This is a genomic window from Piscinibacter gummiphilus (assembly GCF_032681285.1).
In the GTDB taxonomy this organism is placed as follows: Bacteria; Pseudomonadota; Gammaproteobacteria; order Burkholderiales; family Burkholderiaceae_C; genus Rhizobacter; species Rhizobacter gummiphilus_A.
Genome location: NZ_CP136336.1, coordinates 5,137,845 through 5,163,335, shown reverse-complemented (window position 1 = coordinate 5,163,335; position 25,491 = coordinate 5,137,845). Strand labels below are relative to the sequence as shown.

At 67.8% G+C, this 25,491-nt stretch carries 22 protein-coding genes; 12 read left to right on the top strand and 10 right to left on the bottom strand.

Annotated features, from left to right (window positions below; translation table 11 throughout):
* Positions 1-114: 114 nt before the first annotated feature.
* From RXV79_RS24530 to RXV79_RS24520, 3 genes are all read right to left on the bottom strand, one after another.
* Positions 115-2,421: an ATP-binding protein gene (locus RXV79_RS24530; RefSeq protein ID WP_316700730.1), complete on the bottom strand. Its 2,307-nt coding sequence runs from the start codon at positions 2,419-2,421 to the stop codon at positions 115-117.
* Between the two features lie 113 nt (positions 2,422-2,534).
* Positions 2,535-2,822: a BTH_I0359 family protein gene (locus RXV79_RS24525; protein WP_316700729.1), complete on the bottom strand. Its 288-nt coding sequence runs from the start codon at positions 2,820-2,822 to the stop codon at positions 2,535-2,537.
* 68 nt (positions 2,823-2,890) lie between these two features.
* A complete protein-coding gene (locus tag RXV79_RS24520) occupies positions 2,891-3,931 on the bottom strand; it encodes a DUF3108 domain-containing protein (RefSeq protein WP_316700727.1) in 1,041 nt (346 codons plus the stop codon).
* 48 nt (positions 3,932-3,979) lie between these two features.
* Between RXV79_RS24520 and RXV79_RS24515 the strand changes: the two genes are divergently transcribed.
* A complete protein-coding gene (locus RXV79_RS24515; protein ID WP_316700726.1) occupies positions 3,980-4,966 on the top strand; it encodes a fumarylacetoacetate hydrolase family protein in 987 nt (328 codons plus the stop codon).
* Between the two features lie 189 nt (positions 4,967-5,155).
* Here RXV79_RS24515 and RXV79_RS24510 read toward each other — a convergent pair whose 3' ends face one another.
* A complete protein-coding gene (locus tag RXV79_RS24510; protein ID WP_316700725.1) occupies positions 5,156-6,694 on the bottom strand; it encodes an ATP-binding protein in 1,539 nt (512 codons plus the stop codon).
* Between the two features lie 125 nt (positions 6,695-6,819).
* Between RXV79_RS24510 and RXV79_RS24505 the strand changes: the two genes are divergently transcribed.
* The 8 genes from RXV79_RS24505 (at position 6,820) to holA (ending at position 16,022) form a co-directional block, all read left to right on the top strand.
* Positions 6,820-7,311 carry a retropepsin-like aspartic protease family protein gene (locus RXV79_RS24505; protein ID WP_316700724.1) on the top strand — a complete coding sequence of 164 codons (492 nt, stop codon included), beginning with the start codon at positions 6,820-6,822 and terminating at the stop codon, positions 7,309-7,311.
* On the top strand, positions 7,308-8,258 hold the full coding sequence (locus tag RXV79_RS24500) for a TraB/GumN family protein (RefSeq protein WP_316700723.1): 951 nt from the start codon (positions 7,308-7,310) through the stop codon (positions 8,256-8,258). Before RXV79_RS24505 ends, RXV79_RS24500 begins: the two co-directional genes overlap by 4 nt.
* A gap of 84 nt (positions 8,259-8,342) precedes the next feature.
* Positions 8,343-8,978, top strand: coding sequence for a PhaM family polyhydroxyalkanoate granule multifunctional regulatory protein (locus RXV79_RS24495; protein ID WP_316700722.1), 636 nt, complete (start codon positions 8,343-8,345; stop codon positions 8,976-8,978).
* Positions 8,979-8,987: 9 nt separating this feature from the next.
* A complete protein-coding gene (locus tag RXV79_RS24490) occupies positions 8,988-10,214 on the top strand; it encodes an FIST signal transduction protein (RefSeq protein ID WP_316700720.1) in 1,227 nt (408 codons plus the stop codon).
* Positions 10,211-11,713 carry an FAD-linked oxidase C-terminal domain-containing protein gene (locus tag RXV79_RS24485; RefSeq protein ID WP_316700719.1) on the top strand — a complete coding sequence of 501 codons (1,503 nt, stop codon included), beginning with the start codon at positions 10,211-10,213 and terminating at the stop codon, positions 11,711-11,713. Before RXV79_RS24490 ends, RXV79_RS24485 begins: the two co-directional genes overlap by 4 nt.
* Positions 11,714-11,819: 106 nt before the next feature.
* A complete protein-coding gene (gene leuS, locus RXV79_RS24480) occupies positions 11,820-14,435 on the top strand; it encodes a leucine--tRNA ligase (protein WP_316700718.1) in 2,616 nt (871 codons plus the stop codon).
* Positions 14,432-14,926: an LPS-assembly lipoprotein LptE gene (gene lptE, locus RXV79_RS24475; RefSeq protein WP_316700716.1), complete on the top strand. Its 495-nt coding sequence runs from the start codon at positions 14,432-14,434 to the stop codon at positions 14,924-14,926. The genes leuS and lptE overlap by 4 nt, the downstream gene beginning before the upstream one ends.
* A 13-nt stretch (positions 14,927-14,939) precedes the next feature.
* The gene (gene holA / locus RXV79_RS24470; RefSeq protein ID WP_316700715.1) at positions 14,940-16,022 is read left to right on the top strand and encodes a DNA polymerase III subunit delta; all 1,083 of its coding nucleotides are present in this window, start codon (positions 14,940-14,942) and stop codon (positions 16,020-16,022) included.
* Here the strand turns inward: holA and RXV79_RS24465 are convergent.
* Genes RXV79_RS24465 through RXV79_RS24440 form a run of 6 tightly spaced genes read right to left on the bottom strand, consistent with a single transcriptional unit; the run spans position 16,019 to position 21,787 of the window.
* On the bottom strand, positions 16,019-16,954 hold the full coding sequence (locus RXV79_RS24465; RefSeq protein ID WP_316700714.1) for a 2-hydroxyacid dehydrogenase: 936 nt from the start codon (positions 16,952-16,954) through the stop codon (positions 16,019-16,021). The genes holA and RXV79_RS24465 overlap by 4 nt on opposite strands.
* Complete coding sequence (locus RXV79_RS24460) at positions 16,951-17,445, bottom strand: CinA family protein (RefSeq protein WP_316700713.1); 495 nt, start codon at positions 17,443-17,445, stop codon at positions 16,951-16,953. The genes RXV79_RS24465 and RXV79_RS24460 overlap by 4 nt, the downstream gene beginning before the upstream one ends.
* Entirely contained in the window at positions 17,442-17,996 is a 555-nt protein-coding gene (locus RXV79_RS24455) for a phosphatidylglycerophosphatase A family protein (RefSeq protein WP_316700712.1), read from the bottom strand. Before RXV79_RS24455 ends, RXV79_RS24460 begins: the two co-directional genes overlap by 4 nt.
* Positions 17,993-18,967: a thiamine-phosphate kinase gene (gene thiL, locus RXV79_RS24450; RefSeq protein WP_316700710.1), complete on the bottom strand. Its 975-nt coding sequence runs from the start codon at positions 18,965-18,967 to the stop codon at positions 17,993-17,995. Before thiL ends, RXV79_RS24455 begins: the two co-directional genes overlap by 4 nt.
* Before the next feature lie 29 nt (positions 18,968-18,996).
* Positions 18,997-19,692, bottom strand: coding sequence for a response regulator transcription factor (locus tag RXV79_RS24445; RefSeq protein WP_316700709.1), 696 nt, complete (start codon positions 19,690-19,692; stop codon positions 18,997-18,999).
* Between the two features lie 13 nt (positions 19,693-19,705).
* Positions 19,706-21,787 (bottom strand): two-component system sensor histidine kinase NtrB, encoded by a 2,082-nt coding sequence (locus RXV79_RS24440; protein WP_316700708.1) that lies wholly within the window; start codon positions 21,785-21,787, stop codon positions 19,706-19,708.
* Positions 21,788-21,929: 142 nt separating this feature from the next.
* Between RXV79_RS24440 and RXV79_RS24435 the strand changes: the two genes are divergently transcribed.
* The 3 genes from RXV79_RS24435 (at position 21,930) to RXV79_RS24425 (ending at position 25,319) form a co-directional block, all read left to right on the top strand.
* Positions 21,930-24,224, top strand: coding sequence for an NADP-dependent malic enzyme (locus RXV79_RS24435; protein WP_316700706.1), 2,295 nt, complete (start codon positions 21,930-21,932; stop codon positions 24,222-24,224).
* A gap of 299 nt (positions 24,225-24,523) precedes the next feature.
* Positions 24,524-24,880 carry a guanyl-specific ribonuclease gene (locus RXV79_RS24430; RefSeq protein ID WP_316700704.1) on the top strand — a complete coding sequence of 119 codons (357 nt, stop codon included), beginning with the start codon at positions 24,524-24,526 and terminating at the stop codon, positions 24,878-24,880.
* Positions 24,881-24,923: 43 nt separating this feature from the next.
* The gene (locus RXV79_RS24425) at positions 24,924-25,319 is read left to right on the top strand and encodes a barstar family protein (protein WP_296729897.1); all 396 of its coding nucleotides are present in this window, start codon (positions 24,924-24,926) and stop codon (positions 25,317-25,319) included.
* Positions 25,320-25,491: the final 172 nt, after the last annotated feature.

Below are 25,491 nucleotides of genomic sequence, written 5' to 3'. Positions count from 1 at the left end.
GACCGTCGTTCGGGTTTTATCGGCCACCGCAGGCCGAAGCTTGATGCGGGGTTGATGCGGGGGGTGCACGCCGAGCGTGACGGATGTCGCGCCAGACCGGGGCTGGGCCGGGTATCAGTGCAGGAAGCCGATCTCGCGCCGCCGTCGCACCTCGGGCTTGACCCGGTGCTCGGCCTCCAGTTGCGAGAGGAATTCATCGGGGCTGAAGGCGACGCCCAGCACGTCGATCTGGCGCTTGACGGCCGCGAAGTCGCCTGGGGCGAGGGCGTCGAGCTTGTGCAGGCGCGTGGTCTGCTCAGCGGTCAAGAGATCGGCCTGGCCCTCCAGCGCCTCGATGACGAACATGCGCTCGCGCTGCTCGGGTGTGAGCGGCAGGAAGCGGATCTTGAAGCTGAAGCGGCGCAGCGCGGCTTCGTCGAGCTCGTCGAAGAGGTTGGTGGTGCAGATGAAGACGCCGGTGAAGCGCTCCATGCCCTGCAGCATCTCGTTGACCTCGGTGACCTCGTAGTTGCGCTCGGCCATGCGCCGGCTGCGCAGGAAGCTGTCGGCCTCATCCAGCAGCAGCACCGCGTTTTCGCTCTGCGCCTCTTCGAACATGCGCGCCATGTTGGCCTCGGTCTCGCCGACGAACTTGCTCACGAGGTCGGAGGCCTGCCGCACCATCAGCGGCCGTTGCAGCGCCTGCGCGATGTATTCGGCCAGCGCCGTCTTGCCGGTGCCGGGCGCGCCGTGGAAGCACAACGTGCCGTGGCCCTTGCGGCGCAGGGCTTCCACGATGCGCGGCAGCTCGAAGCGCGACTCGGTGTGCACGAGGCTCAGGTCGTACTGCGTGACCACGCGCCGCGCTGGGCGCTGCTGGCCGTGGCTGCCAAGCGCCTTGTCGGCATTGACGAGCTGGCGCTCGATCAGCGCCTCCACGTCCGGCCCGTGGGCGTCGTCGGCCGCGAGCTTGGCGAACTTGACGGCGGTGCGCACCTGCGCCGGTGTCAACGCCCGCCGTTCGGCGAGGCGCGCGATGAAGTCCTTCGACACGTCGACACCGTCGAGCGCCTTCGTCACCAGCGCCTCGCGCGCGCCGGGCGGCGGGCTCTTGAGTTCGAGGTGGTACTGGAAGCGGCGCCGGAAGGCCGGGTCGATCTGCTCGATGCGGTTGGTGACCCAGATCACCGGCACCGGGTTGGTCTCGAGGATCTGGTTGACCCAGGCCTTGCCGCTCACGCTGCCCGAGACGGCGCCGTCGCCGGTGTCGAGCCGCGCCATCAGCTGCGCGGCGTCGGTCGAGATGGGCGGGAAGACGTCTTCCACCTCATCGAAGAGCAGCGCCACCTGCGGGCTGCCCTTGAGGAAAACCTGGCTGATCTGCAGCGAGCGGTAGCGGTCGCGGCCCGAGAGCGAGTTGCCGTCGCGGTCGGCGTATTCCACTTCGTAGAGCTGCAGGCCGGCGGCCTGCGCGGCCACTTTCGCGAGTTCGGTCTTGCCAGTGCCGGGCGGCCCGTAAAGCAGCACGTTGACGCCGGGCGACTTGCGCGCCACCGCGTTGCGCAAGAGCGAGGTCAGCACCTGCTGGTCGTCGCCGACGAAATGGAAGTCGGCCGCCGTCAGCTCGCTCTTGGTGGCCGGGCGTGTGAAGACGGCCATCAGGTCGGACGGGCCTTCGTAGTGGCGCATCAGCACCGGCGGCAGCTGCTCGCTCACCTTCATCAGGTCGGCGAGGTCGGTGATGTTGTGCTCCGAGATGAGGTTCTCGACCATGCCGGTGCGTTCGAGCCGCGAGCCGGCGCGCAGGGCCTCGGCGACGTCCTGCTCGTTGACGCCGGCCACCGCGGCGATGGCGGCGTAGGCCTCCTGCGCGTTCGACACCTTGAACTCGACCAGCAGACCGCGCAGGTCGCGCTGGTAGCGGGCCAATGTTCCGTAGAGCAGCAGCGCACGCTCGGCGGGGTTGAGCTGCAAGAGGCCGGCGAGCGCGTCGATGTTCTTCTGGACGAGGGTCGATTCCTTCTTCAGGCTGCGGTCGAGCCAATCGGCAGTCGCGCCCAGCACCGAGAGCAGGTCTTTCGGTGCGTCCTTGATGTATTCGTCGATGTAGAAGAAGAGCGTGCCTTCTTCATAGGGGCCGTTCCAGGCACCGTGGCGCTGCATGAAGGCGGCGTCGGCGAGCGCTTCGTGGCCGTGCCAGTGTTCGTTGCCCTTGCAGCGCTTGTTGAGGAAGGCGCGCAGCCGTGCGAGCACCGTGGCGGGCCACACCAGGTGCTTGCCGGTGAGGGCGAGCAGGCCGTTCCAGTCGCGGCGCACATTGAAGCGCCCAGCGTGCCGCACCGTCAGCGTGAGCACGAACTGGGAACACATGCGGTCGAGCACCGGCGCCTCTTTCAGGCCGGGTGACAACACCATCCGTGCGTCAGGGTGAACGGTCGCCATCGACGAAGCTCCCGCGAGAAAAAGACTGCGCAGCCATCTTGGCGCAGCGTGCGCCAGGATGGCAAGCCCTTTTCAAGCCAAGGATTCGTCGGTGCCGGGGCGGTCGTCGCCGCTCAGTGCATCACCACCGGGTGCTGCATCAGCGAGGTGTAGCGCGAGATGTAGTCGTCGATCTCTTCTTCCGACGGCTCGCGGTCTTCGATCAGCGCCTCGACGCCCAGCTTGAAGGTCTCGGCCATCGCGCCTTCGATGAAGATTTCCTTGCGCGCGAACTTGTCGACGATCTCGTAGCCGCCACGGGTGAGCGCGCCGCCGGAGCCTCCCTCGATCGCCGGTGCGTCCTGGTGGGCCACGTCGAACTGCAACACGGCAAAGCTGTCGGAGTTGTAGAGCATCTGCATGGAATCTCTCCTTCACCACCACCTCGGGGTGAAGCGGGCCGTTTCAAGCCATGCGGGATGCAGAGCCCTCAAGTCGGCGGTTGTGAGGATTGGAGCCTCAGATCCCAGCTGGAGTTCTCGGTGGTCTGTTTCGCGCGCACCGGCAGGTAATGCAGGCTCGGCGCGAGCCACACCTCCACACGGGTGTCATGGGGTTTGCGCGGCTCGCGCAGCAGCTTCACCGTTTTCACGGCACCGTCGGGTGTGCTCACTTCCTGTGAGCCCTCGACCTGGAAGGTCCAGACGTCGGAGTCGCCACGCGCACCCACCACGTGCAGCACGATGCGCGAGCCTGGCGCCACGCGCTTGGGCTCGGCCTGCGCGATGGCGGCCAGCTGCACCATCCAGCTCAGCCGGTCCTGGCTGCCCTCCAGCAAGGGGAACTCGGCCGGGTTGCCCGAGAACGTGATCTTGCCGGCCTTGCGCTGGAAGTTGGCCGCCTGCTCGCCGCGGCCGCGGCGCTGGTCGGTGTAGCGCACCGGGGCGAGGCCTGCAGCATCGAGGTTGCCCTTGCTCACCAGGGTGATCGCCGACATCCCGAGCACGCGGCCTTCGAGACGCGCCTCGTAGGTGTTGCCACTCGGGCGCCACACCAGCTCACCGCGGCCGGTCCAGCGGCCGTAGGTCAGCTCGTAGCCGAGGGTCATCGGCGGGGGCAGCTGGGTGCGGTAGACGGGCACCTCGTCCTGGCCCACCTCGCCGCGGGCCACCGGGACCATATGCAGCGCCGTGTCGGCTGGCAGCGCGGCGGCGACGAGCACCGGGTCGGTGTTGATGACCACCACGTCCTCCGGCTCCTGCTGCGGTGGCGGCGTGGGCGTGGCGTCGGGTGGCGGCGCGCGTCGTGCCGGCGGTGCGGGCTTCGCGACCACCACCGGCAGCGCCTCGGCCGGCGCGGGGGGCGTCAGCGTGCGCACCTGCACGGCGGGCCGCGGCCCGGGCGTGGCCTCGACTCCCCAGTGGGCGGCGAGGCGATCCCAGGCCAGCCAATGCAGGAGCGCCACGCCGGCGGCCAGCGTCAGCAGCGTGGGCGCAAGGCGGCGGGCAGGGGCGGACGGGGGATAAGCCATGCGAAGAGAATACGAAGTCCAGGCATCCTAGCCAAACGACAAGACCCCATGAAACTTGCCAGCTACAAAGACGGTTCCCGCGACGGGCAGCTCGTCGTCGTCTCGCGCGACCTCTCGATGGCGCACTACGCCAACGGCATCGCCACGCGCCTGCAGCAGGTGCTCGACGACTGGAACTTCCTCTCGCCGCAGCTCGAAGACCTCTACGTCTCGCTCAACCATGGCCGCGCGCGTCACGCCTTCCCCTTCGAGCCCCAGAAGTGCATGGCGCCGCTGCCGCGCGCCTACCAGTGGGCCGATGGCTCTGCCTTCATCAACCATGTGGAGCTGGTGCGCAAGGCGCGCAATGCCGAGATGCCCGAGAGCTTCTACACCGACCCGCTGATGTACCAGGGCGGCAGCGATGATTTCCTCGGCCCCTGCGACGACATCGTGGTGCCGAGCGAGAAGATGGGCATCGACTTCGAGGCCGAGGTGGCGGTGATCACCGGCGACGTGCCGATGGGCACCACGCCCGACCAGGCGCTCGAAGGCATCCGCCTCCTGATGCTCGCCAACGACGTGAGCCTGCGCAACCTGATCCCGGCCGAGCTGGCCAAGGGCTTCGGCTTCTTCCAGAGCAAGCCGGCCACCGCCTTCAGCCCCGTCGCGGTGACGCTCGACGAAGTGGGCGGTGCGTGGAAGGACGGCCGCCTGCACCTGCCGCTGCAAAGCACATGGAACGGCAAGCGTGTGGGCCTGTGCGATGCCGGCCCCGAGATGACCTTCCACTTCGGCCAGCTCATCGCGCACATCTGCAAGACGCGCAACGTGCGCGCCGGCAGCATCGTCGGAAGCGGCACGGTCAGCAACAAGGACTGGTCGCACGGCTACTCCTGCGTCGCCGAGAAGCGCGCCATCGAGACCATCGAGCACGGCGAGCCCAAGACCGAGTTCATGAAGTACGGCGACACCATCCGCATCGAGATGAAGGGGGTCGACGGGCAGACGGTGTTTGGAGCCATTGACCAAACAGTGGCTCAGGCCATCGCGTGAGTGCTTTCAGAATTGACCAAAAGGGGCTTGACGCTTCAATTCACTTTGAAAGTAAACAACTTTCGCTGCAAGCTGCTGATTCAAAAGGATTTTTTGGGCTGTGGCCATTTCTATTTCTTTGCAATCAGTGAAGAAGTCTTGCCTGCCGGACACTGCTTGTTCTCAACGCTTCTGGAAAACAAAATTTTTCTAAGTCGTTGATTTAATGGGTAATTTTTCTACTTCTGATTTGTTTTCTTGCAGTTCAGATAACAAGCTCGGCTGTTCTTCGGATTGCGCTGGTTTGGCGTAAGCCATGTTCCGCTTCCCGCGGTCGGGCAGTGCGCGCAGCAAGCCTTGTTCGCGCCAGGCGCCAAGTAGCTTGGACGCCTTCAAGGTGTCGACCTTCGCAATGCGCACCACATCAGCATTGGCAATCGAACCATGCCGATCGATCCAGTCGCTTACCTCGTCCCAGGCTGTGGGTCGTTGAAGATTAAGCAACGTGACGGTCACGCTCTCTACCGCGGCCTCGGTGCTTTGCCGATACTGAGGCGGGTATAGCTTGGCTTGTGCCATTTCCGCAAACATCATCTTTACGCCCTCGCCGGCATCGATGTTGGGTGCCACCGGGAACTCACGCAGGTTGCTCGCGATAAGCGGGTTGCGTGATTTCGATCCAGCTTTTGCGATCGTCGCCGGTGTGATGTTGCCGGGGAACACGCCGGGACTCTCCACCTCGATGCGATCGTCGAAGATGCGCACGAAGATGTCGCGATTCAGGCGGTAGTCGCGATGGATCACCGCATTGACGATGGCCTCTTTCACGACTCGCTCGGGGTAGACATGGAGCGCCTTAAAGCCGCTGCCTGAAAGCGTCAGGCCTTGGGTCAGTTCGTCGAGTACCGCATTCACGGCCGCATCTATTTGGTCAACCAAGGGTCCACGAATCGTTTTGGGTTGCTTGCGCAGGTTTGGCGTGGCGCCCGGCACTGCTGCTTTGCCGTCGTACACCATCAGTCGCACGTCGGCCCTTGTGTCGTGAGCGGCCAACAAGCTGCCGGGCTCATCGGCAAACAGCAGCACAGCGGCACGCGTGGGTTGCACGAACCCATCCACCTCTTCGGCCAAGCCGATGCGCAACAACTGCTCGGCAAAGCCGCCAGTGCGCAGCCCCCGCGATGCGCGAAAGCGCTTCCATGCATCGGTCTGCAGCCGATCTAAAGAGACCGGCACCGGCTCACTGGCAGCGCTGCGCACGCCACGTCGGTAAGACAACTCGGTCACCTCGCCGGCCGTCATCTGGCGGTTGCCTGCATCGAGGCGCGTGAACGTGCCGCTGTTGACGATAGAGTGAACGCGGTCGCTGCGGGACACTTGCACCAGCAGCACCTGACCTGCTTGCCCCTTGTACGGTCCGTTGTGCAACTCGCAGGGCAAGCGGCGCAGCTGAATGGAGTCGATCGGCGGCTGAAACTCCGTCAGCAGCTTTCGCTGCAATTCGTCCACCGCTTCCGGGTTCTCTTGAATGCCGAACAAGCGCGCTGTGCCTTGATGGTCTTTAAGATCGCCCACGCCAAGGACCAACGTGCCACCTTCAGTATTAGCGAAGCCGCAAATGGTTTCCAGCGCCTTGCCCACCATCTTTCCGCTCACGCGCTTGAATTCGCGTTGGCGGGTCTCTCCCAGCCCAATCAATATCTTGATCAGCGCAGCGACATAGTGCGGGTCTTCATCGAGGAGTGCCATGCATTCATCCAGGTAAGTCGTCGTTCAAGTGGACGAGATGCGAATGCTCATCCAATGACAGGCGATGATGCTTGCGCCTGCGATGATGGTAGCAAGCGCATTTTGTTAGACGACACACTGAATCCATGAACGAATTTCCCCAGACGCTGAAGATTGCGACCGTCTGGTTGGTGATCGGCGTGGTGGTGTTCCTGGGGTTTCGCTACTTCGAACATGAGCAGCAGCGCTCGAGCTTCACGGTCACGAAAACGGGCGTGATCGAAATTCGCCGCGGCCCCGACGGCCACTACCACTGGCCCGGCACGATCAACGGCCTGGCGGTCGACTTCCTCATCGACACCGGCGCCACCAGCACCGCGATGTCGCAGGCGATGGCACGCGCACTCTCGCTCGAATCGCAGCAGCGGGTGCGCAGCCTCACCGCCGGTGGTGTGGTGATGGGCGATCTGGTGCGCGCTGATGTGGTGCTGCAAGGCGGCGTGCGCGTCGAGCGCCTGGCGATCACCGCGCTGGCCGGCCTCGACGACCGGCCGCTCCTCGGCATGGATGTGCTCGGCCGTCTGCGCTGGCAGCAGCGCGATGGGGTGCTGGCCATCCACACCGAGGCGTCGCGATGAGGCTGCGGCGCTGGGGGCTGCTGGCCGTCGCGGTGCTGGCGCTGCATGCGCAGGCGCAAGACTGCCCGCCCGCGCCGGCGCCCAGTGCCGAGGCCGTGGCCCGTGCCAGCGAGCAGCCGCGCGACCGCGGCTTTCTCTGGCGCCTCCGCAAGGATGGTCGGACCTCATGGCTCTACGGCACCATCCACCTCGGCCGCCTGGAGTGGGTCTTCCCGGGCCCCCGGGTAAGCAACGCCCTGCGGGCGAGCGACGTCGTGGCCTTCGAACTCGATTTCTCCGACACCGCCCTGGTGCAGCGCCTGCAGGACGGCCTGGGCGCGGCGGCGCGCGACCCGGCAGCGCCGGTGTTGCCCGACGACCTCGCCGAGCGCCTGCGCCGGCAGTTGCGGGCCGCCTGCGCGCCGCTTGAACTGCAGCAGGCGCTGCCGCCCGAGATGCTGGCAGCCACGCTGACCCTCATGGCCGCGCGCCGCGACGGGCTCGACGCCGGCTACGCCATCGACCCGGCGCTGGCCCAGCTGGCGCGGCGCGAGGGCAAGGAGGTGGTCTCGCTCGAAACGCCGGAGCAGCAGATCGGCCTGCTGCGCAGCGAGTCGGCCGCCGAGTTGCGCGAGAGCCTGGACAAGATGCTGGGCGACCTGGAACGGGGCCGTGTGCGCCCGCTGCTGCGGCGCGTGGCCACGGCATGGGAACAGGGGCGTGCGGCCGAACTCTCGGGCTACCGACGCTGGTGCGAGTGCGCCCGCACGCCGCAGGAGCGCAAGGCACTCACGGCCCTGCTCGACGACCGCAACGGCCCCATGGCCGAGCGCATCGATGCCTTGCATGCCGGCGGCAAGACGGTGTTCGCGGCGGTTGGCAGCCTGCACATGTTCGGCCTCAAGGCGCTGCCCGCGCTGATGGCGGCGCGGGGCTACGAGGTGACGCGCGTAGAGCTGCAACGCTGAGCCACGCATCGCGTGTTACCGGGGTGTGGCGAGTGCACAATGGCCCGGCGCACGTTCACGAGATTCCAGCAAGGAGACAACAGCATGGCCGACACCGCTGCCAACTTCACCAAGCTCGTCCCGGGCTTCGACTTTCTGCAGGGCCTGGTCAAGAACGCCGGCTCGGCGCTTCCCAACATCGGCCAGTGGGTGGCGCCCACGCTCAACCCCGAAGAGCTGGAAAAGCGCATCGAGGAGCTGCGCACCGTGCAGTTCTGGCTCGAGCAGAACGCCCGCATGCTCGGCGCCACCATCCAGGCACTCGAAGTGCAGCGCATGACGCTCAGCACCCTGAAGACCATGAACGTGCAGATGGACAACCTGCGCGATTCGCTCACCATCCGTCCGAACACGCCGGCCGCCGCCCCCGAAGCCAAGCCGGCGGCCAAGACCACCGCCAAGGGCTCGCGCGCCAAGACCGCTGCGGCACCGGCGCCCGCGCCGCAGGCCGTCGACCCGATGCAGTGGTGGGGCGCCCTCACCAAGCAGTTCACCGAGCTGGCGGCCACTGCGATGAAAGACAGCGCCACCGACGCCGCCAAGAACCTGGCCGGCGCCATGATCAAGCAGTCGGTCGACGCGGCCGGCCAGACCATCAAGGCCGCCGCCTCGGCGCCGGGCAAGGTGGTGCGCAAGGCGGCGGGTGCGGCGCGCAAGCGCTCCACGCCCAAGGGCGGCTGAGGCACGCGCATGAAACTCTTCGCCCACGCGCACGCCACGCACCCCGACTGGCGCATGGCCGTGGCGCTGGCTGCGGCGCAGGTCGAAGCGCAGCGCCGCGATGCGGCGGGCCTGCACATCCGGCAACCCACGCTCGGCTGGGTGTACTTCAGCGATCACTACGCGCCACAGGCGCAAGCCCTGCTGGCCGAGCTGCAACAGCGCTGGCCCGGTGTGTCGTGGGTGGGCGGCGTGGGCGTGGGCATCTCGGCCAACGGCGTCGAGTACTTCGACGAACCGGCCGTCAGCCTGATGCTGACCGACCTGCCCCGCGAGCAGTTCTGCCTGTTCTCCGGCCGCAAGCCGCTGAGCCAGGCGCCGGTGGGCTTCGTGCCCGCGATGGCGCAGGTGCACGCCGATGGCCGCACCGACGCGCTCGACGAACTGCTGGGCGACCTGAGCGATGTCCTGCAGACCGGCTACCTCTTCGGCGGGCTGGTGTCGGCGCGCAACCAGCCGCTTCACGTGGCCGACGGGGTGTTCGAAGGCGGCCTGTCGGGTGTGGCGTTTGCGCCCGAGGTGGCACTCATCTCGCGCGTGACGCAGGGTTGCCAGCCCATCGGCCGGGTGCGCCGCGTCACCCGCGCCGAGCGCAACGTGGTGGCCGAGCTCGACGGCGAGCTGGCGCTCGACTGCCTGCTGCGCGACCTGGGCGTGAGCGACCGCGAGCCGCGCGAGGCCTTGCCGCGCATCCGCGAGACGCTCGCCGGCCTCAACGACGCGAGCGACGACGCACTCGCCCACCCCGGGCAGTTCGGCGTCGACACCCGCGTGCGCCACATCGTCGGCATCGACCCGGCGCGCGGTGGCGTGGCCCTGGCCGATGACGTCGAGACCGGCCAGCAACTCGCCTGGTGCCGGCGCGACACCGAAGCCGCGCGCCGCGACCTGGTGCGCATCTGCGCCGAGATCCGCGAAGAGCTGGAGCCCGAGACGCTCACCGTCGAGGCCGCGCTCGCGCTGCAAGGCGCGCAGGCCGACCACGCGCCGCACCCGGTGCGCCGCATGGCCGGCGCCATCTACGTGAGCTGCCTCGGCCGCGGCGGGCCGCACTTCGGCGCGCCCTCGGCGGAGCTGGCGATCATCCAGCGCACGCTGGGCGACGTGCCGCTGGTCGGCTTCTTCGCGTCCGGCGAGATCGCGCGCCGGCATCTCTACGGCTACACCGGCGTGCTGACCGTCTTCCCTGCTGCATGAACACCGCATTCGCCCCTTCCCAGTCCGCGCAGAACGAGCGCGTGGCGCGCCGTGCCCAGGTCGTGTCCGAGCTGACGGCGGTGCTGCCGCCGCATGCCCTGCTGTGGCACACCGAAGACACCGTGCCGTATGAATGCGACGGCCTCACCGCCTACCGCGAGCAGCCGCTGGCCGTGGCCCTGCCCGAGACGGAAGAGCAGGTGGCTGCCGTGTTGCGCACCTGCCACCGCCTGCAGGTGCCGGTGGTCGCGCGCGGCGCCGGCACCGGGCTCTCGGGCGGCGCGATGCCGCACCGCCAGGGCGTGACGCTGAGCCTGGCCAAGTTCAACCGCATCCTGAAGGTCGACCCGTTCTCGCGCACGGCCGTCGTGCAATGCGGCGTGCGCAACCTTGCCATCAGCGAAGCCGCCGCGCCGCATGGCCTCTACTACGCGCCCGACCCGAGCAGCCAGATCGCCTGCACCATCGGCGGCAACGTGGCCGAAAACTCGGGTGGCGTGCACTGCCTGAAATACGGCCTCACGGTGCACAACGTGCTGCGCGTGCGCGGCTTCACGATGGAAGGCGAGCCGGTCGAGTTCGGCTCCGAGGCCTTCGACGTGGCAGGGCTCGACCTCATGGCGGTGATGGTCGGCAGCGAAGGCATGCTGGCCGTGGTCACTGAAGCGACGGTGAAACTCGTGCCCAAGCCGCGGCTCGCGCGCTGCATCATGGCGAGCTTCGACGACATCCGCCGTGCCGGTGATGCGGTGGCGGCCATCATCGCGGCCGGCATCATCCCCGCGGGTCTCGAGATGATGGACAAGCCGATGGTCGCCGCCGTCGAAGACTTTGTGCACGCCGGCTACGACCTCGATGCCGCGGCCATCCTCTTGTGCGAGAGCGACGGCACGCCCGAAGAAGTGGCCGAGGAGATCGGCCGCATGCAGGACGTGCTGATCGAAAGCGGTGCCACCCGCATGGAGGTGAGCCGCGACGAGGCCCAGCGCCTGCGTTTCTGGAGCGGCCGCAAGAACGCCTTCCCGGCCAGTGGCCGCATCAGCCCCGACTACATGTGCATGGATTCGACCATCCCGCGCAAGCGCCTGGCCGACATCCTGCTCGCCATCGCCGAGATGGAAAAGAAGTACCAGCTCCGCTGCGTGAACGTCTTCCACGCGGGTGACGGCAACCTGCACCCGCTGATCCTCTTCGATGCCAACGACCCCGACCAGCTGCGCCGCTGCGAGCTCTTTGGGGCCGACATCCTGGAGACCAGCGTCGCCATGGGTGGCACGGTGACGGGCGAGCACGGCGTGGGCGTGGAGAAGCTTGGCTCGATGTGTGTGCAGTTCTCGTCCGCCGAGCGGGCGCAGATGTTTGGCGTCAAGCACGCGTTCGACCCGGCTGGCCTGCTGAACCCCGGCAAGGTGATCCCGACGCTGCACCGCTGCGCCGAGTACGGGAAGATGCATGTGCGCAAAGGGCTGTTGCCTTTCCCCGAGCTGCCTCGTTTCTAAGCACCTACCCGGCTCATGCCGGGGTCGCTTCCTATAATTCCGTCCCCCAAAGGAGGCGGGCGTTCGTGCGTCTGTCCAACGAAGACGAGCCTGAGAAGCCCGAGCCATGACCCCCGACTTCAAGCCCACCGAGATCGAGCGTGCCGCCCAGGCCGCCTGGAAAGCCGCTGACGCCTACCGCGTCACCGAAGACGCCAGCAAGCCGAAGTTCTACGCCTGCTCGATGCTGCCCTACCCGAGCGGCAAGCTGCACATGGGCCATGTGCGCAACTACACCATCAACGACATGCTCACGCGCCAGCTGCGCATGAAGGGCATGAACGTGCTGATGCCCATGGGCTGGGACGCCTTCGGCCTGCCGGCGGAAAACGCCGCCATCAAGAACAAGGTGCCGCCGGCCAAGTGGACCTACGACAACATCGCCTACATGAAGGGGCAGATGCAGGCGATGGGCCTGGCCATCGACTGGAGCCGTGAGGTCGCCACCTGCTCGCCCGACTATTACCGCTGGAACCAGTGGCTGTTCCTCAAGATGCTGAAGGCCGGCATCGCCGAGCGCCGCACGCAGGTGGTGAACTGGGACCCGGTCGACCAGACCGTGCTCGCCAACGAGCAGGTGATCGACGGCAAGGGCTGGCGCTCCGGCGCGGTGGTCGAGAAGCGCGAGATCCCCGGCTACTACCTCAACATCACGAAGTACGCCGAAGAGCTGCTGGACCACGTGACGCACAAGCTGCCCGGCTGGCCCGAGCGCGTGAAGCTGATGCAGGAGAACTGGATCGGCAAGAGCGAAGGCGTGCGCTTCGCCTTCACCCACAGCATCGCCGGCAGTGACGGCAAGCTGATCCAGGACGGCAAGCTCTACGTCTTCACCACGCGCGCCGACACCATCATGGGCGTGACCTTCGCCGCCGTGGCACCCGAGCACCCGCTCGCCGCGCATGCCGCGAAAGCCAACCCTGCGGTCGCCGCCTTCATCGAAGAGTGCAAGACCGGCGGCACGACCGAAGCCGAGCTGGCCACGCAAGAGAAGAAGGGCGTGCCCACGGGCCTGACCGTCTCGCACCCCATCACCGGCGAAGCGGTGCCGGTGTGGGTGGGCAACTACGTGCTGATGAGCTACGGCGACGGCGCGGTGATGGGCGTGCCCGCACACGACGAGCGTGACTTCGCCTTCGCCAAGAAATACGGCATCGACATCCTCGAAGTCGTGCACGTCGATGGAGAGCACTACAGCTACGACCACTGGCAGGAGTGGTACGCCGACAAGCAGCGCGGCGTGACCATCAACTCCGACAACTTCAGCGGCCTGAAATACCAGGACGCGGTGAACGCCGTGGCCAAGGCGCTCCACGCCAAGGGCCTGGGCGAGAAGAAGACCACCTGGCGCCTGCGCGACTGGGGCATCAGCCGCCAGCGCTACTGGGGCACGCCGATCCCCATCATCCACTGCGACGAACACGGCCCGGTGCCGGTGCCCGAGCGCGACCTGCCGGTCGTGCTGCCCGAAGACGTGGTGCCCGATGGCAGCGGCAACCCGCTGAACAAGAACGAGGCCTTCCTCGCATGCAAGTGCCCGGTCTGCGGCAAGCCCGCACGCCGCGAGACCGACACGATGGACACCTTCGTCGACAGCTCGTGGTACTTCATGCGCTACTGCGACGCGAAGAATGACAAGGCCATGGTCGGTGCCGGCACGCAGTACTGGATGCCGATGGACCAGTACATCGGCGGCATCGAGCACGCGATCCTGCACCTCTTGTACGCGCGCTTCTGGACCAAGGTGATGCGCGACCTGGGCCTCGTGAAGGTCGACGAGCCCTTCACCAAGCTGCTCACGCAGGGCATGGTGCTCAACGAAGCCTTCTCGCGCACCGACAGCGGCAAGGACTACTACTGGGCCCACGAGCTCGACATCGTGCGCGACGAACACGCGCACGTGCTCTCGGCCACGCTCAAGGCCGACGGCAAGCCGGTGACGTATGAAGGCTGGACGACCATGTCCAAGTCCAAGAACAACGGCGTCGACCCGCAGGACCTGATCGAGCGTTACGGCGCCGACACCGCGCGCTTGTTCGTCATGTTCGCCTCGCCGCCCGAGCAGACGCTGGAGTGGAACGACGCCGGCGTCGACGGTGCCCACCGCTTCCTGCGCCGCGTGTGGAACTACGCGCAGAAGAATGCCGAGGCCCTGCGCGCCACCGGCGACACCACCGGCAGCGACGGCCCCGAGGCGAAGGCGCTGCGCCGCGAGGTGCACACGGTGCTCAAGCAGATCAGCTACGACTACGAGCGCATGCAGTACAACACCGTGGTCTCCGGTGCGATGAAGCTGCTCAACGCGCTCGAAGGTTTCAAGGTCGGCGCCCCCGCGGTGATCCGCGAGGCCTTCGGCATCCTGCTGCGCGCGCTGTACCCGGCCTGCCCGCACATCACCTGGCACCTGTGGCAAGACCTCGGCTACGCCACCGTGCACGGCGACCTGCTCGACGCACCGTGGCCGCAGGTCGACGAGGGTGCGTTGGTGCAGGACGAGATCGAGCTGATGCTGCAGGTCAACGGCAAGTTGCGCGGCGCCATCAAGGTGCCGGCGGCGGCCGACAAGGCGGCGATCGAAGCCACGGCGCTCGCGAACCCGGACTTCATCAAGTTCGCCGAGGGCAAGTCGCCGAAGAAGATCATCATCGTGCCGGGTCGCCTGGTGAACGTGGTGGTGGGGTGACCGCTCTCCGTCGCTCGTTCGTCCTGGGCGCCGCAGCGCTCGTCGCCGGTTGCGGCTTCCAGCTGCGCCGTGCGCCCGAGCTGAGCTTCAAGACGGTCTACCTGTCCGGCTTCAAGCCGCACTCGCCGCTCGCCGAAGAGCTGCGTCGGCAGATCGCCACCAGCACCACCACCCGCGTGGTGGAGGTGCCCACGCAGGCCGAGGTCATCTTCGACACGCAGACCGACAAGCGCGACAAGGGCGTGGTGGTCTCCACCACGGCCGGCCAGGTGCGTGAAGTGCAGCTGCGTCTGCATCTGCAATTCCGCGTCAAGACCCTGGCGGGCAAGGAGCTGATCCCGTCGACCGCGATCGCCCTGACGCGCGACATGACCTACAACGAGCGTGACGCGCTGGGCAAGGAGCAGGAAGAAGAGATGCTCTATCGCGCGATGCAGAGCGACATCGCGAATCAGGTGCTGCGCCGGTTGGCAGCCGTGAAGAGCTTGTAGAGAATCCAGCGTCATGCAGGTACGCGCCGACCAGCTCTCCGCCCATCTCGCCAAAGGGTTGCGCCCGCTCTACGTCGTCTACGGCGACGAGCCGCTGCTCGCACAGGAAGCCGCCGACGCCATCCGCGCCGCGGCCCGTGCGGCCGGCCACACCGAGCGCCAGGTGCACACCGTGGCCGGCGCCCATTTCGACTGGAGCGGACTGCTCGGCGCCTCGCAGGCAATGAGCCTTTTCGCTGACAAGCAGCTGATCGAGATCCGCATCCCCTCGGGCAAGCCGGGCAAGGACGGCTCCGACGCCCTGCAGCGCTACTGCGAGACCTTGAGCGACGACGTGGTCACCATCGTCACGCTGCCGAAGCTCGACCGCACGCAGCAGTCGAGCGCCTGGTTCACCGCGCTCGATGGCGCGGGAGTATCGGTGCCGGTGTTCGCCATCGAACGCAAGGCCCTGCCGGCGTGGATCGCGCAGCGCCTGGCCGCGCAAGGCCAGCGGGTGCAGGGCGGCGAGGCCGGGCAGCAGGCGCTGGCTTTCTTCGCCGACCGTGTCGAAGGCAACCTGCTCGCGGCGCACCAGGAGATCCAGAAGCTTGCCTTGCTCTACCCCGCCGGCGAGCTGAGCTTCGAGCAGATCGAGGCGGCCGTGCTCAACGTGGCGCGCTACGACGTCTTCAAGCTCGGCGAGGCGGTGCTCGCCGGCCAGGCCACGCGTGCGCTGCGCATGCTCGATGGCCTGCAGGCCGAGGGCGAAGCGGCGGTGCTCGTGCACTGGACGCTCGCCAACGACATCCTCTCGCTCAAGCGCGTGCGCGATGCGATGAACCACGGCAAGCCCTTGCCGATGGCGCTGCGCGAAGCGCGGGTGTGGGGCGCGAAGGAGCGCCTCTTCGAACGCGCCGTGCCGCTGCTCACCGACAACGCGCTGGCGCAGCTGGTCGAAGCCGCGCAGATCTGCGACGGGCTCGCCAAGGGCCTCAAGCACCCCGACTGGCCGCTCGATGCCTGGGAAGGCCTGAAGCGGCTGGTGCTGATGCTGGTGCAGTGGACGGCCGGCGGTGGCCCGCGCAAGACCGTTCGGCTGGCGTTGACGGCCTAGTAGCCGCGCGTCCGGTCCACGAGGTGGGACACCGGCCGCCCTTCGCGGAAGGCGTTGAGGTTGGCGACCGCGATGGCGGTCGCACTCGTGAGGTCGGTCAAGGCTGCTGCATGCGGCAGCAGCGTCACCTGCGGGTGCACCCAGAAGCGGTGGTTCGGCGGCAGCGGCTCGGTGTGGAAGACGTCGAGCACCGCACGCCCGATGCGGCCGTTGTCGAGCGCGGCCAGCAGCGCCGCTTCCACCACGTGCTGGCCGCGTGCCAGGTTCACGAAACCGGCGCCGCGTTTCATCTGCGAGAAGCGGCGTTCGTCGAAGAGCGAATGTGTGCGCACCGTGAGCGGGAGCAGGTTGATCACGACGTCGGCCGTGCGCAGCAGGTCGGCCAGCGCGGCGTCGCCGTAGCAGGTGTCCACCCCGACCATGACGCGCTGGCGGCGGCTCCAGCCGCTCACGAAGTAGCCATTGCCGGCCAGGCGCAACGCCACGGCGCGGCCCATCTCGCCCAGGCCCAGCACGGCCACGTGCACGTCATCGGCGCGCCGCTGCGGCAACTGCTGCCACACACCGGCACGCTGCTGCTCGGCATAGCGGAAGTAGTCGCGGTGCAGGCTGAGCACGGCCCAGAGCGCCGTCTCGGCCATCGCGGCGCTCATGGCCGGGTCGACCATGCGGGCCAGCGGCACCTCGGCCGGCAGGGTGTCGTCGCGCAGCAGCTTGTCGACGCCGGCCCACATCGACTGGATGAAGCCCAGGCGCGGCAGGCCGCTCAAGGCGCCGGCCGGCGGGTTGGCGACGAGCGCCATCGTGACGTCGCCGTCGGTGGTGGGGTTGCGCTCGGTGAGCACGGGCACGCCGGGCAAGGCGGTGCGCAACTGTTCGGCCCAGGCCGACAGGGTGTCGGGCGCGAAGTCGGTGGCGAGCAGCAGGCTCATCGTGCGGCGTGGAGCAGGGCAGCCAGGGCGGCGTCGACCGTCTGCTCGCGCACGTCGCTGCGCGAGCCGTCGAGTTGCAGCAGCACGGGCTGCGTGGTGGCGCCGCGCCGCGCGACCGCCATCCACACGGTGCCGACCGGCTTGCCCGGCGTGGCGCCGCCGGGGCCGGCGATGCCGGTGACCGCCACCGCGAGGTCGACACGCGCCTGCGCGAGCGCGCCGTCGGCCATCGCACGCGCCACCTCGGCACTGACGGCGCCGTGCTGGGCGATGAGCGCGGCCGGCACGCCGACCAGCTCCGTCTTGGCCTCGTTGGAGTAGGTGACGAAGCCGCGTTCGAACCAGTCGCTCGAGCCCGCGACCGAGGTGCAGGCCGCGGCGATGAGGCCGCCGGTGCACGACTCGGCCGTGGCGAGGTGCCAGCCCTTCGCCCGCAGCGCTTGCGCGAGCGTGGCGACGGCCTCGTCCCAACGGGAGAGTGCGTGGCTCACACCCACCTCCACAGCGCGATCACGAGCAGCGTGCAGAGCGCCGCGACCAGGTCGTCGAACAGGATGCCGAAGCCCTGGCCCCAGCCGATGGGCGCGCCGCGCTTGCCCTTGAAGAGACCGTCGGCCCAGGCCACGGGGCCGGGCTTGACGGCATCGAAGAAGCGAAAGAGCGCGAACGCGGCGACCTGGCCCCACAGCCCGGCGGGCATCACGAGCCACAGCACGGCCCAGAAGGCGATGACTTCGTCCCACACCACGGCGCTCGGGTCGGCGGTGTGCAGGTGGCGTGCGGTGACGGTGCCGGCCCACCAGCCCACGAGCGTGCCCACGCCGAGCACCAGCGCCCACTGCAGGTCGCTCAGGTGCGGCTGCATCACGAGGAACGCGAGCCAGGCCCACAGCGTGCCGACGGTACCGGGCGCCACCGGCGAGAGGCCGCTGCCGAAGCCGAGCGCGATCACGTGCGCCGGGTGGCGCAGCATGAAGCGCGCGGTGGGCTTGAGCGGCGCCGGTTGCAGCGGCGGGTTGAGGGCAGGGTCGGCCGGGGTCATGACTTGAAATGGTCGAAGGAGCCGAAGTGGTCGGCGACCGTCTGGCCTTGTGCGTCGACGAGCACGAGCACCGAGCCGGCCTCGATGCGGCCGATGCGCGTCACGGGCGTGGCGGCCTGCCGCGCGGCGGCCTGCACGGCTTCGGCCTGGGCGGGCGCGGCGGTGAACACGAGCTCGTAGTCGTCGCCGCCGGCCAGCGTGCATTCGCGTTGCAGGGCCAGCGGCTGGGCGGCCAGCACGGCGGTGCGCGGCAGGCGGTCGACCTCGAGCGTGGCGCCGACGTTCGAGCGCTGCAGGATGTGGCGCAGGTCGCCTAGCAGGCCGTCGGACACGTCGATTGCGCTGCTGGCGATGCCACGCAGCGCGAGACCGAGCGCCACGCGGGGCTGCGGCTGCTCCATCGCCACGCGGGCCTGCTCGAAATGATCGCCCGCCAGCGCCACGGTGCCGCGGAAGGCCTCGAGTGCCAATCTCGCATCGCCCACCGTGCCGCTCACGTAGACGTCGTCACCGGCCCGCGCGCCGCTGCGCAGCAGGGCCTGGCCGGGCGGCACTTCGCCGAAGACGGTGATGCAGATGTTGAGCGGGCCCTGGGTCGTGTCGCCCCCGGCCAGCTCGCAGCCGTGGGCCTCGGCGAGCGCAAAGAGGCCGCGAGAGAAACCCTCGAGGAACCGTTCGTCGACGCGCGGCATCGAGAGGGCCAGGGTGAAGGCCAGCGGCCGCGCGCCACAGGCGGCGAGGTCGCTGAGGTTGACCGCCAGCGCCTTGTGGCCGAGACGCTCGGGTGCCACGGTCGAGAGGAAATGCCGGCCCTCGACCAGCATGTCGCTGCTGACGGCGAGCTGCATGCCGGGCGCGGGCTGGAGGAGCGCGCAGTCGTCACCCACGCCGAGGGCCACCCGCTGCACCGGCCGCGTGAAGTACTTGCCGATGAGGTCGAACTCGCCGAGAGGCGTGGAAGGCGTGGGCACGGGGCAGCTCGTGGGAGGGCGGGCCGCGATTATCGGCCGCCGTCCGGACGCAGCGTGCGCAGCAGGTTGGTCAGCTCGACGGCCGACTTCACGTCCATCTTCTCGAAGACGCGGGCGCGGTGCACTTCCACCGTGCGCACGCTGATGTTGAGCTGGTCGGCGATCAGCTTGTTGGCCAGGCCGTCGATCACGAGCTGCATCACATCGCGCTCGCGCTCGGTGAGATCGGCCAGGCGGCGGCGCACGCTGGTCTCGTCGCGGCGCTTCAGGAGCGCCTCGGTGCTGGCCTGCAGGGCCTGCTCGACACGGTCGACGAGCGCGTTGTCGGAAAAAGGTTTTTCGACGAAGTCGAAGGCGCCGCGCTTGACGGCGGCCACGGCGGTGGGCACGTCGCCGTGGCCGGTGAGGAAGATCACCGGCATCAGCGAGAGCAGCCCGCGTTCGATCAGTCGCTCGAAGAGCACCAGGCCGCTGGTACCGGGCATGCGCACGTCGAGCAGCACGCAGCTCGGGGCGACCGGCCAGTGGGCCGTGCCACCGGCGCCGGCCCCGGGCGGGCCGATGCGCGAGGTCAGCATCACCTCGAAGGCTTCGGCGCTCGCGAACCCTTCGGAGAGCAGGCGCCGTGTGCGCAGCAGCCAGGCCAGCGCATCGCGCACGACGTCTTCGTCGTCGACCAGGTAGACCATTGGCAGGCCCATCTGCAGGTTGGGGTTGGCATCCATCGGGGGTTCGCTTTCAGGAGGCTCGTTCGGTGATGCTGGCCTTCGATGCGGCATGGCCCGTGGGCGCGGCCGGCAGTGTGAAACGGAATTCTGCGCCTCCGGCGCGGTGGGGGCTGTCGGCCGGGGCGGGCAGGTTCTGGAAGTCGAGCACGCCCCCGTGTTGCTCGATCACCGTGCGGCACAGGCTCAGGCCCAGGCCCATGCCTTCGGCGCGCGTGGTGAAGAAGGGGGTGAAGAGGCGCTGGGCCACGTCGGGCGCGACGCCGCGGCCGTGGTCGATGACGCTGAAGGTGACCCAGCGCTCGTGCGTGTGCCGCACGCGGATCAGCAGCTCGCGCTTGGGCAGGGGCGTGGTGGTCTCCATCGCCTGGATGCCGTTGCGGGTGAGGTTGAGCAGCACCTGTTCGAGCATGGTGCGGTCGCATTCCACGCGCGGCAGCGGCGTGGGCAGGTCGACCTCGATGCGTGCGCCGCTCTTGCGGGCCTGCAGCCGCACGAGCGGCATCACCGATTCGATCAGGTCGTCGACCCGAAGCACCTCGCGCGCCTGCTCGCGGCGGCGCACGAAGTCGTGCACGCTCTTGATGACGCGGCCGGCACGCTCGGCCTGCTCGGCGATGCGCTGGGCGGCCTGGCGCAGCAGCGATTGCGTTTCCGGGCTGGCGGCCTGCTGCTCGTCGTTCATCAGGTTGAGCGAGCCGGTGGCGTAGCTCGCGATGGCGGCGAGCGGCTGGTTGAGCTCGTGGCTCAGCAGCGAGGCCATCTCGCCGACGGTGGCCAGGCGCGCGGTGGCCTGCAGGCGCTCTTGCTGCTGGCGCGAGATCTCTTCCACGCGGCGCTGGGCGCTCACGTCGAGTGCGGTGCTCATCCAGCCGGTGTGGTGGCCCTGACCGTCGACCAGCGGCGCCTCGAAGATCATCACGGCGAAACGCTCGCCGTTCTTGCGCATGAAGACGGTCTCGTGGCCTTCCGCCGGGGGCGGCGTGCTGCCGGTCAGGCGCACCTGCTGTCGCGCGGTGTACTCCTGCACGTGTTCGGGCGGCCAGTAGGGCGGCGTGGCCTGGCCGATCAGCTCTTGCGCCGTGAAGCCGACCATGTTGCAGAAGGCGGGGTTCACGTAGGTGATGCGGCCTTGCAGGTCACGAGCACGCAGGCCGGTGATGAGCGAGTCCTCCATCGCCTTGCGCACCGCAAGGGCTTCGGCGAGCGCGGTTTCGGCCTCGGCGCGGCGGCGCACGTCGCGTGCCAGGAGCAGCACCACCCCGCCGAGGGCGAGCGAGAGGCTCAGCACCAGGGCAATGGTGAGGTTGGGGATGAGGCGGGCGCGGCCTTTGCCGCTGTCGAGCCGCAGTTGCAGGGTGAGGCCGGGCAGGTCGAGCACACGGTCGCTGCGGAAGACGCCGGTGCCGCGCGGCAGGCCGGCGCGGGCGAGCCGGGTGCCGTCGCCTTCCACGAACGACAGCTCGTGCTTGCGCGTGACGTCGGTGCTGACCACGTCACTCAACAGCGTGGTGAGCGAGAAGGTGCCGACGAGGTAGCCGGTGATCTCGCCTGCGGCCTGCGAGGGCAGGCACACGTCGACCACTTCGAGGCCCATGCCGCCCGGCAGCGGCACGAAGTAGCTGCGAGAGTACGACGGGCCTGCCTGGCGCTGCGCATTCGCGCAGGCGAGCTGGGCTTCGAAGTCCATGCGGTCGCGCGGGATCTGCGTGAAGAGGGCCGTCTGGTAAGGCGAACTCACCACCGACTCGATGCGCATCGCCGCGTCGCGGCGTTCGATGCGCATCAGCTCGCGGCGCACGCGCAGCACGTCGCCGGCGTCGGCCCGCCATTGCAGCAGCGGCGGGTTGTTCCAGGTGAGGGCCTGCAGGTCCTGCAGGTCGCTGCTGAGCGCGTGGCGCAGGTCGCCGATGGCGGTGGCGGCGGCGGCGTCGACCTGCTCCTGCGCGCGGTTGTTCTCGTAATCGAGCGTGAGCCACACGAGCAGCGACTGCGCGACCAGCAGCAGCCCCACCAGCGCCCCCCACAGCAGCGCCCGGCGCCAGCGCCGCGGGCGGGCCGAAACGGCGGGGAGGGTGAACGTGGAGTTGTACATGGCTGCAACGGCCGCAGTATTGCGGACGGCGCTGCCGCGGCGATACGCAATTACGCGCACGACGCCGCACGGGGCGCTCCTACAATCGCTGCCCACCGTTCGCGCCCCCCTGGCGCACGCGACTGCAAACAGAGAGATGGCCATGAGCTCTTCAGAAGAAAAGCGTGCCGAGCTGCGCCGCGCTGCACTCGAGTACCACGAGTTCCCCACCCCCGGCAAGGTGGCCATCGCCGCGACCAAGCAGCTGGTCAACCAGCGCGACCTGGCGCTCGCCTACTCGCCCGGCGTGGCGGCGGCCTGCGAAGAGATCGTGGCCGACCCGGCGAACGCGTTCCGCTACACCTCGCGAGGCAACCTCGTCGCGGTCATCACCAACGGCACCGCGGTGCTGGGCCTGGGCGACATCGGCCCGCTGGCCGCCAAGCCGGTGATGGAAGGCAAGGGCGTGCTCTTCAAGAAGTTCGCCGGCATCGATGTGTTCGACATCGAGGTCAACGAGAAGAACCTCGACAAGCTGATCGACATCATCGCGGCACTTGAGCCCACCTTCGGCGGCATCAACCTCGAAGACATCAAGGCGCCCGACTGCTTCTATGTGGAGCGCGCGCTGCGCAGCCGCATGAACATTCCCGTGTTCCACGACGACCAGCACGGCACGGCCATCGTGGTCGGCGCGGCGGTGCTGAACGCGATGCGCGTGACGGGCAAGAAGCTCTCGGAGATCAAGCTCGTGTCGTCGGGCGCGGGCGCGGCGGCGCTCGCCTGCCTGAGCCTGCTCGTGAAGCTCGGCCTGCCGCGCGAGAACATCTGGGTCACCGACCTCGCCGGTGTGGTCTATGAAGGCCGCACGGAGCTGATGGACGAGGACAAGATTGTCTTCGCACAGAAGACCACGCTGCGCACGCTGGCCGAGGTGATGGAGGGCGCCGACGTGTTCCTCGGCCTCTCGGCAGGCGGCGTGCTGAAGAAGGACATGGTCGCCAAGATGGCGAAGCAGCCGGTGATCCTGGCGCTCGCCAATCCGACGCCGGAAATCCTGCCGGAAGAGGTGAAGGAAGTGCGCAGCGACGCGATCATCGCGACCGGCCGCACCGACTACCCGAACCAGGTTAACAACGTCCTGTGCTTCCCCTACATCTTCCGCGGCGCGCTCGACTGCGGGGCGACCACCATCACGGTGGAGATGGAGATCGCAGCGGTGCACGCGATTGCCGAGCTGGCACAGGCCGAGCAGAGTGACATCGTGGCGGCGGCCTATGCCGGCGTGACCCTGAGCTTTGGCAGCGACTACCTGATCCCCAAGCCCTTCGACCCGCGGCTGATGATGAAAATCGCGCCCGCGGTGGCGAAGGCAGCGGCCGAGTCCGGCGTGGCGACACGGCCCATCAAGGACCTCGACGCCTACCGCGACAAGCTGCAGAACTTCGTCTACGCCTCGGGCACGACGATGAAGCCGATCTTCACCATCGCCAAGGCCTCCAAGCACAAGCGCGTGGCCTATGCCGAGGGTGAGGAAGAGCGCATCCTGCGCGCGGTGCAGGTGGTGGTCGACGAGAACCTCGCGCGCCCCACGCTGATCGGCCGGCCGGCCATCATCGCCCAGCGCTGCGAGAAGTTCGGCCTCCGCCTGCAGGCGGGGCGCGACTACGACGTCGTCAACGTCGAGCAGGACGACCGCTACCGCGACTACTGGCAGACCTACTACCGCATGAACGCTCGCAAGGGTGTGACGCAGCAGTACGCCAAGATCGAGATGCGGCGCCGCCTGACGCTGATCGGCTCCATGCTGCTGCACAAGGGCGAGGTCGACGGCCTGCTCTGCGGCACCTGGGCCACCACCGCTTTGCACCTGCACTACATCAACCAGGTGATCGGCCTGCGCAAGGGCGCGAAGACGTATGCGTGCATGAACGGGCTGATCCTGCCCAACCGGCAGGTGATGCTGGTCGACACCCACGTCAACTACGACCCGACGGCTGAGCAGTTGGCCGAGATCACCATCATGGCGGCCGAGGAGATGAAGCGCTTCGGCCTGCTGCCCAAGGCGGCGCTGCTGTCGCACAGCAATTTCGGCTCGAGCAACCAGCCCTCGGCGATCAAGATGCGCGAGGCGCTGGCGTTGATCCGCGAGGAAGCGCCCTGGCTGGAAGTCGACGGCGAGATGCACGGCGATGCCGCGCTCGATGCCGCCTACCGCCAGCAGCTGATGCCCGACTCCACGCTGACCGGCGAGGCCAACCTCCTGGTGCTGCCCAACATCGATGCGGCCAACATCGCCTACAACCTCCTCAAGACGGCGGCCGGTGGCGGCATCGCGATCGGCCCGGTGTTGCTGGGCGCGGCCAAGCCGGTGCACATCCTCACGCCTTCCGCCACCGTGCGGCGTATCGTCAACATGACGGCGCTGACCGTCGCCGACGCCAACAGCCTGCGCTGAAAGTGCCTGCAAGGCCGTGCCGGGCGGCCGGTCAATGTGACGGGGGCGTCATCTCCGGGAAAACGGCAGCTGAACAGTGTCAGCTCGCCGTTGGAGACTGGCAGCTCAACGCGCGAGAAGAAAGTTCGTGCTTGCATACAAAGCTATGCTATTGCCTCAAATTGAGGCAGCGGCTTGAGCTTTTCGCCCTGATTCGGTACCATCTTGGTTTCATATTTCAGGGATAACCCGTGGTTCTCTTTGGTCGGCAGCTTGGGTGGCCGTCCCTTCGAAAGTCGGCACTTGCCAACTTTCTGGCGATGGTGGTTCTGGCAAGTGCCGCAGTGTTTGGCAATGGCGCCGTCGGCAAGCCGCCCGCAGCACTGATCCAGACGGTTCCGCTGGCCAGCTTGCCAAACGAAGCCCAGGAGACCGAGCGCCTCATCCGCGTCGGCGGACCCTTCCCATATGAAAAAGACGGCAGTCGCTTCGGCAATCGCGAGCGACTGCTGCCGGTCCAGGCTCGCGGCTACTACCGCGAATACACCGTCAAGACACCCGGGTCGCGCGACCGTGGCGCGCGCCGCATTGTGTGTGGGGGCCATCAGCCCACCGCTCCCGATGCCTGCTTTTACACGGACGACCACTACGCGAGCTTTCGTCGCATCGTGAAGTGAGCGTCACAGGTTTTTGTTTTGAACCCAAAGGAGGAACGTGACCATGCTGTTGCAGACAGTCCGTCCAAACATTGTCCAGTCGATACGCGCCTACCGCGTGGATGAACTGCAGGACGCCGCACAAGGCGCGGGCCAGCATTTCCTCTACGCCAACCTGACTTCGGCCCAGACCAAGCAGGACGTCATGGAAGCCATTGCCGAGTCGTTCCTCTTCCCGGCGCATTTCGGCAAGAACCTCGACGCCCTCTACGACTGCATGACGGACCTCGTCCACAAGTCGGGTGCGCAACCGGGCTTCGTGGTGGTGCTCGAGCAGTTGCCCGACAACCCGCGATTCGACCGCGAGGCGCGCGAGCAGTTGCTCGATGTCTTCCGCGACGCGGCCGATTTCTGGGCCGAGCGGAAGATACCGTTCAGGTGCTTCTATTCTTTTCAGTAGCCCGCTCCCAAGAACAAGGGTCATGGGAGCGGGCGAATGAAACGGCCCCGAGCACTGCAGCAGAAAAGCCCACCAAGGTGGCAGCCAAGAACGCCGCGAACGCCAGCTTCGGCATGAACATGCCGATGATGAGCAGCGCCTTCGACACCTCGATGTGGCTGACGGCCGCGTG

Bases quoted from the DNA above. Each gene is read 5' to 3' on its own strand.
- RXV79_RS24445 (WP_316700709.1), bottom strand. From the start codon at position 19,692: ATGGATGCCAACCCCAACCTGCAGATGGGCCTGCCAATGGTCTACCTG.
- RXV79_RS24510 (WP_316700725.1), bottom strand. From the start codon at position 6,694: ATGGCACTCCTCGATGAAGACCCGCACTATGTCGCTGCGCTGATCAAG.
- RXV79_RS24425 (WP_296729897.1), top strand. From the start codon at position 24,924: ATGCTGTTGCAGACAGTCCGTCCAAACATTGTCCAGTCGATACGCGCC.
- RXV79_RS24490 (WP_316700720.1), top strand. From the start codon at position 8,988: ATGAAACTCTTCGCCCACGCGCACGCCACGCACCCCGACTGGCGCATG.
- RXV79_RS24485 (WP_316700719.1), top strand. From the start codon at position 10,211: ATGAACACCGCATTCGCCCCTTCCCAGTCCGCGCAGAACGAGCGCGTG.
- leuS (WP_316700718.1), top strand. From the start codon at position 11,820: ATGACCCCCGACTTCAAGCCCACCGAGATCGAGCGTGCCGCCCAGGCC.
- RXV79_RS24495 (WP_316700722.1), top strand. From the start codon at position 8,343: ATGGCCGACACCGCTGCCAACTTCACCAAGCTCGTCCCGGGCTTCGAC.
- RXV79_RS24525 (WP_316700729.1), bottom strand. From the start codon at position 2,822: ATGCAGATGCTCTACAACTCCGACAGCTTTGCCGTGTTGCAGTTCGAC.
- RXV79_RS24505 (WP_316700724.1), top strand. From the start codon at position 6,820: ATGAACGAATTTCCCCAGACGCTGAAGATTGCGACCGTCTGGTTGGTG.
- RXV79_RS24455 (WP_316700712.1), bottom strand. From the start codon at position 17,996: ATGACCCCGGCCGACCCTGCCCTCAACCCGCCGCTGCAACCGGCGCCG.
- RXV79_RS24500 (WP_316700723.1), top strand. From the start codon at position 7,308: ATGAGGCTGCGGCGCTGGGGGCTGCTGGCCGTCGCGGTGCTGGCGCTG.
- RXV79_RS24435 (WP_316700706.1), top strand. From the start codon at position 21,930: ATGAGCTCTTCAGAAGAAAAGCGTGCCGAGCTGCGCCGCGCTGCACTC.
- RXV79_RS24440 (WP_316700708.1), bottom strand. From the start codon at position 21,787: ATGTACAACTCCACGTTCACCCTCCCCGCCGTTTCGGCCCGCCCGCGG.
- RXV79_RS24530 (WP_316700730.1), bottom strand. From the start codon at position 2,421: ATGGCGACCGTTCACCCTGACGCACGGATGGTGTTGTCACCCGGCCTG.
- RXV79_RS24515 (WP_316700726.1), top strand. From the start codon at position 3,980: ATGAAACTTGCCAGCTACAAAGACGGTTCCCGCGACGGGCAGCTCGTC.
- RXV79_RS24520 (WP_316700727.1), bottom strand. From the start codon at position 3,931: ATGGCTTATCCCCCGTCCGCCCCTGCCCGCCGCCTTGCGCCCACGCTG.
- RXV79_RS24430 (WP_316700704.1), top strand. From the start codon at position 24,524: ATGGTGGTTCTGGCAAGTGCCGCAGTGTTTGGCAATGGCGCCGTCGGC.
- RXV79_RS24465 (WP_316700714.1), bottom strand. From the start codon at position 16,954: ATGAGCCTGCTGCTCGCCACCGACTTCGCGCCCGACACCCTGTCGGCC.
- holA (WP_316700715.1), top strand. From the start codon at position 14,940: ATGCAGGTACGCGCCGACCAGCTCTCCGCCCATCTCGCCAAAGGGTTG.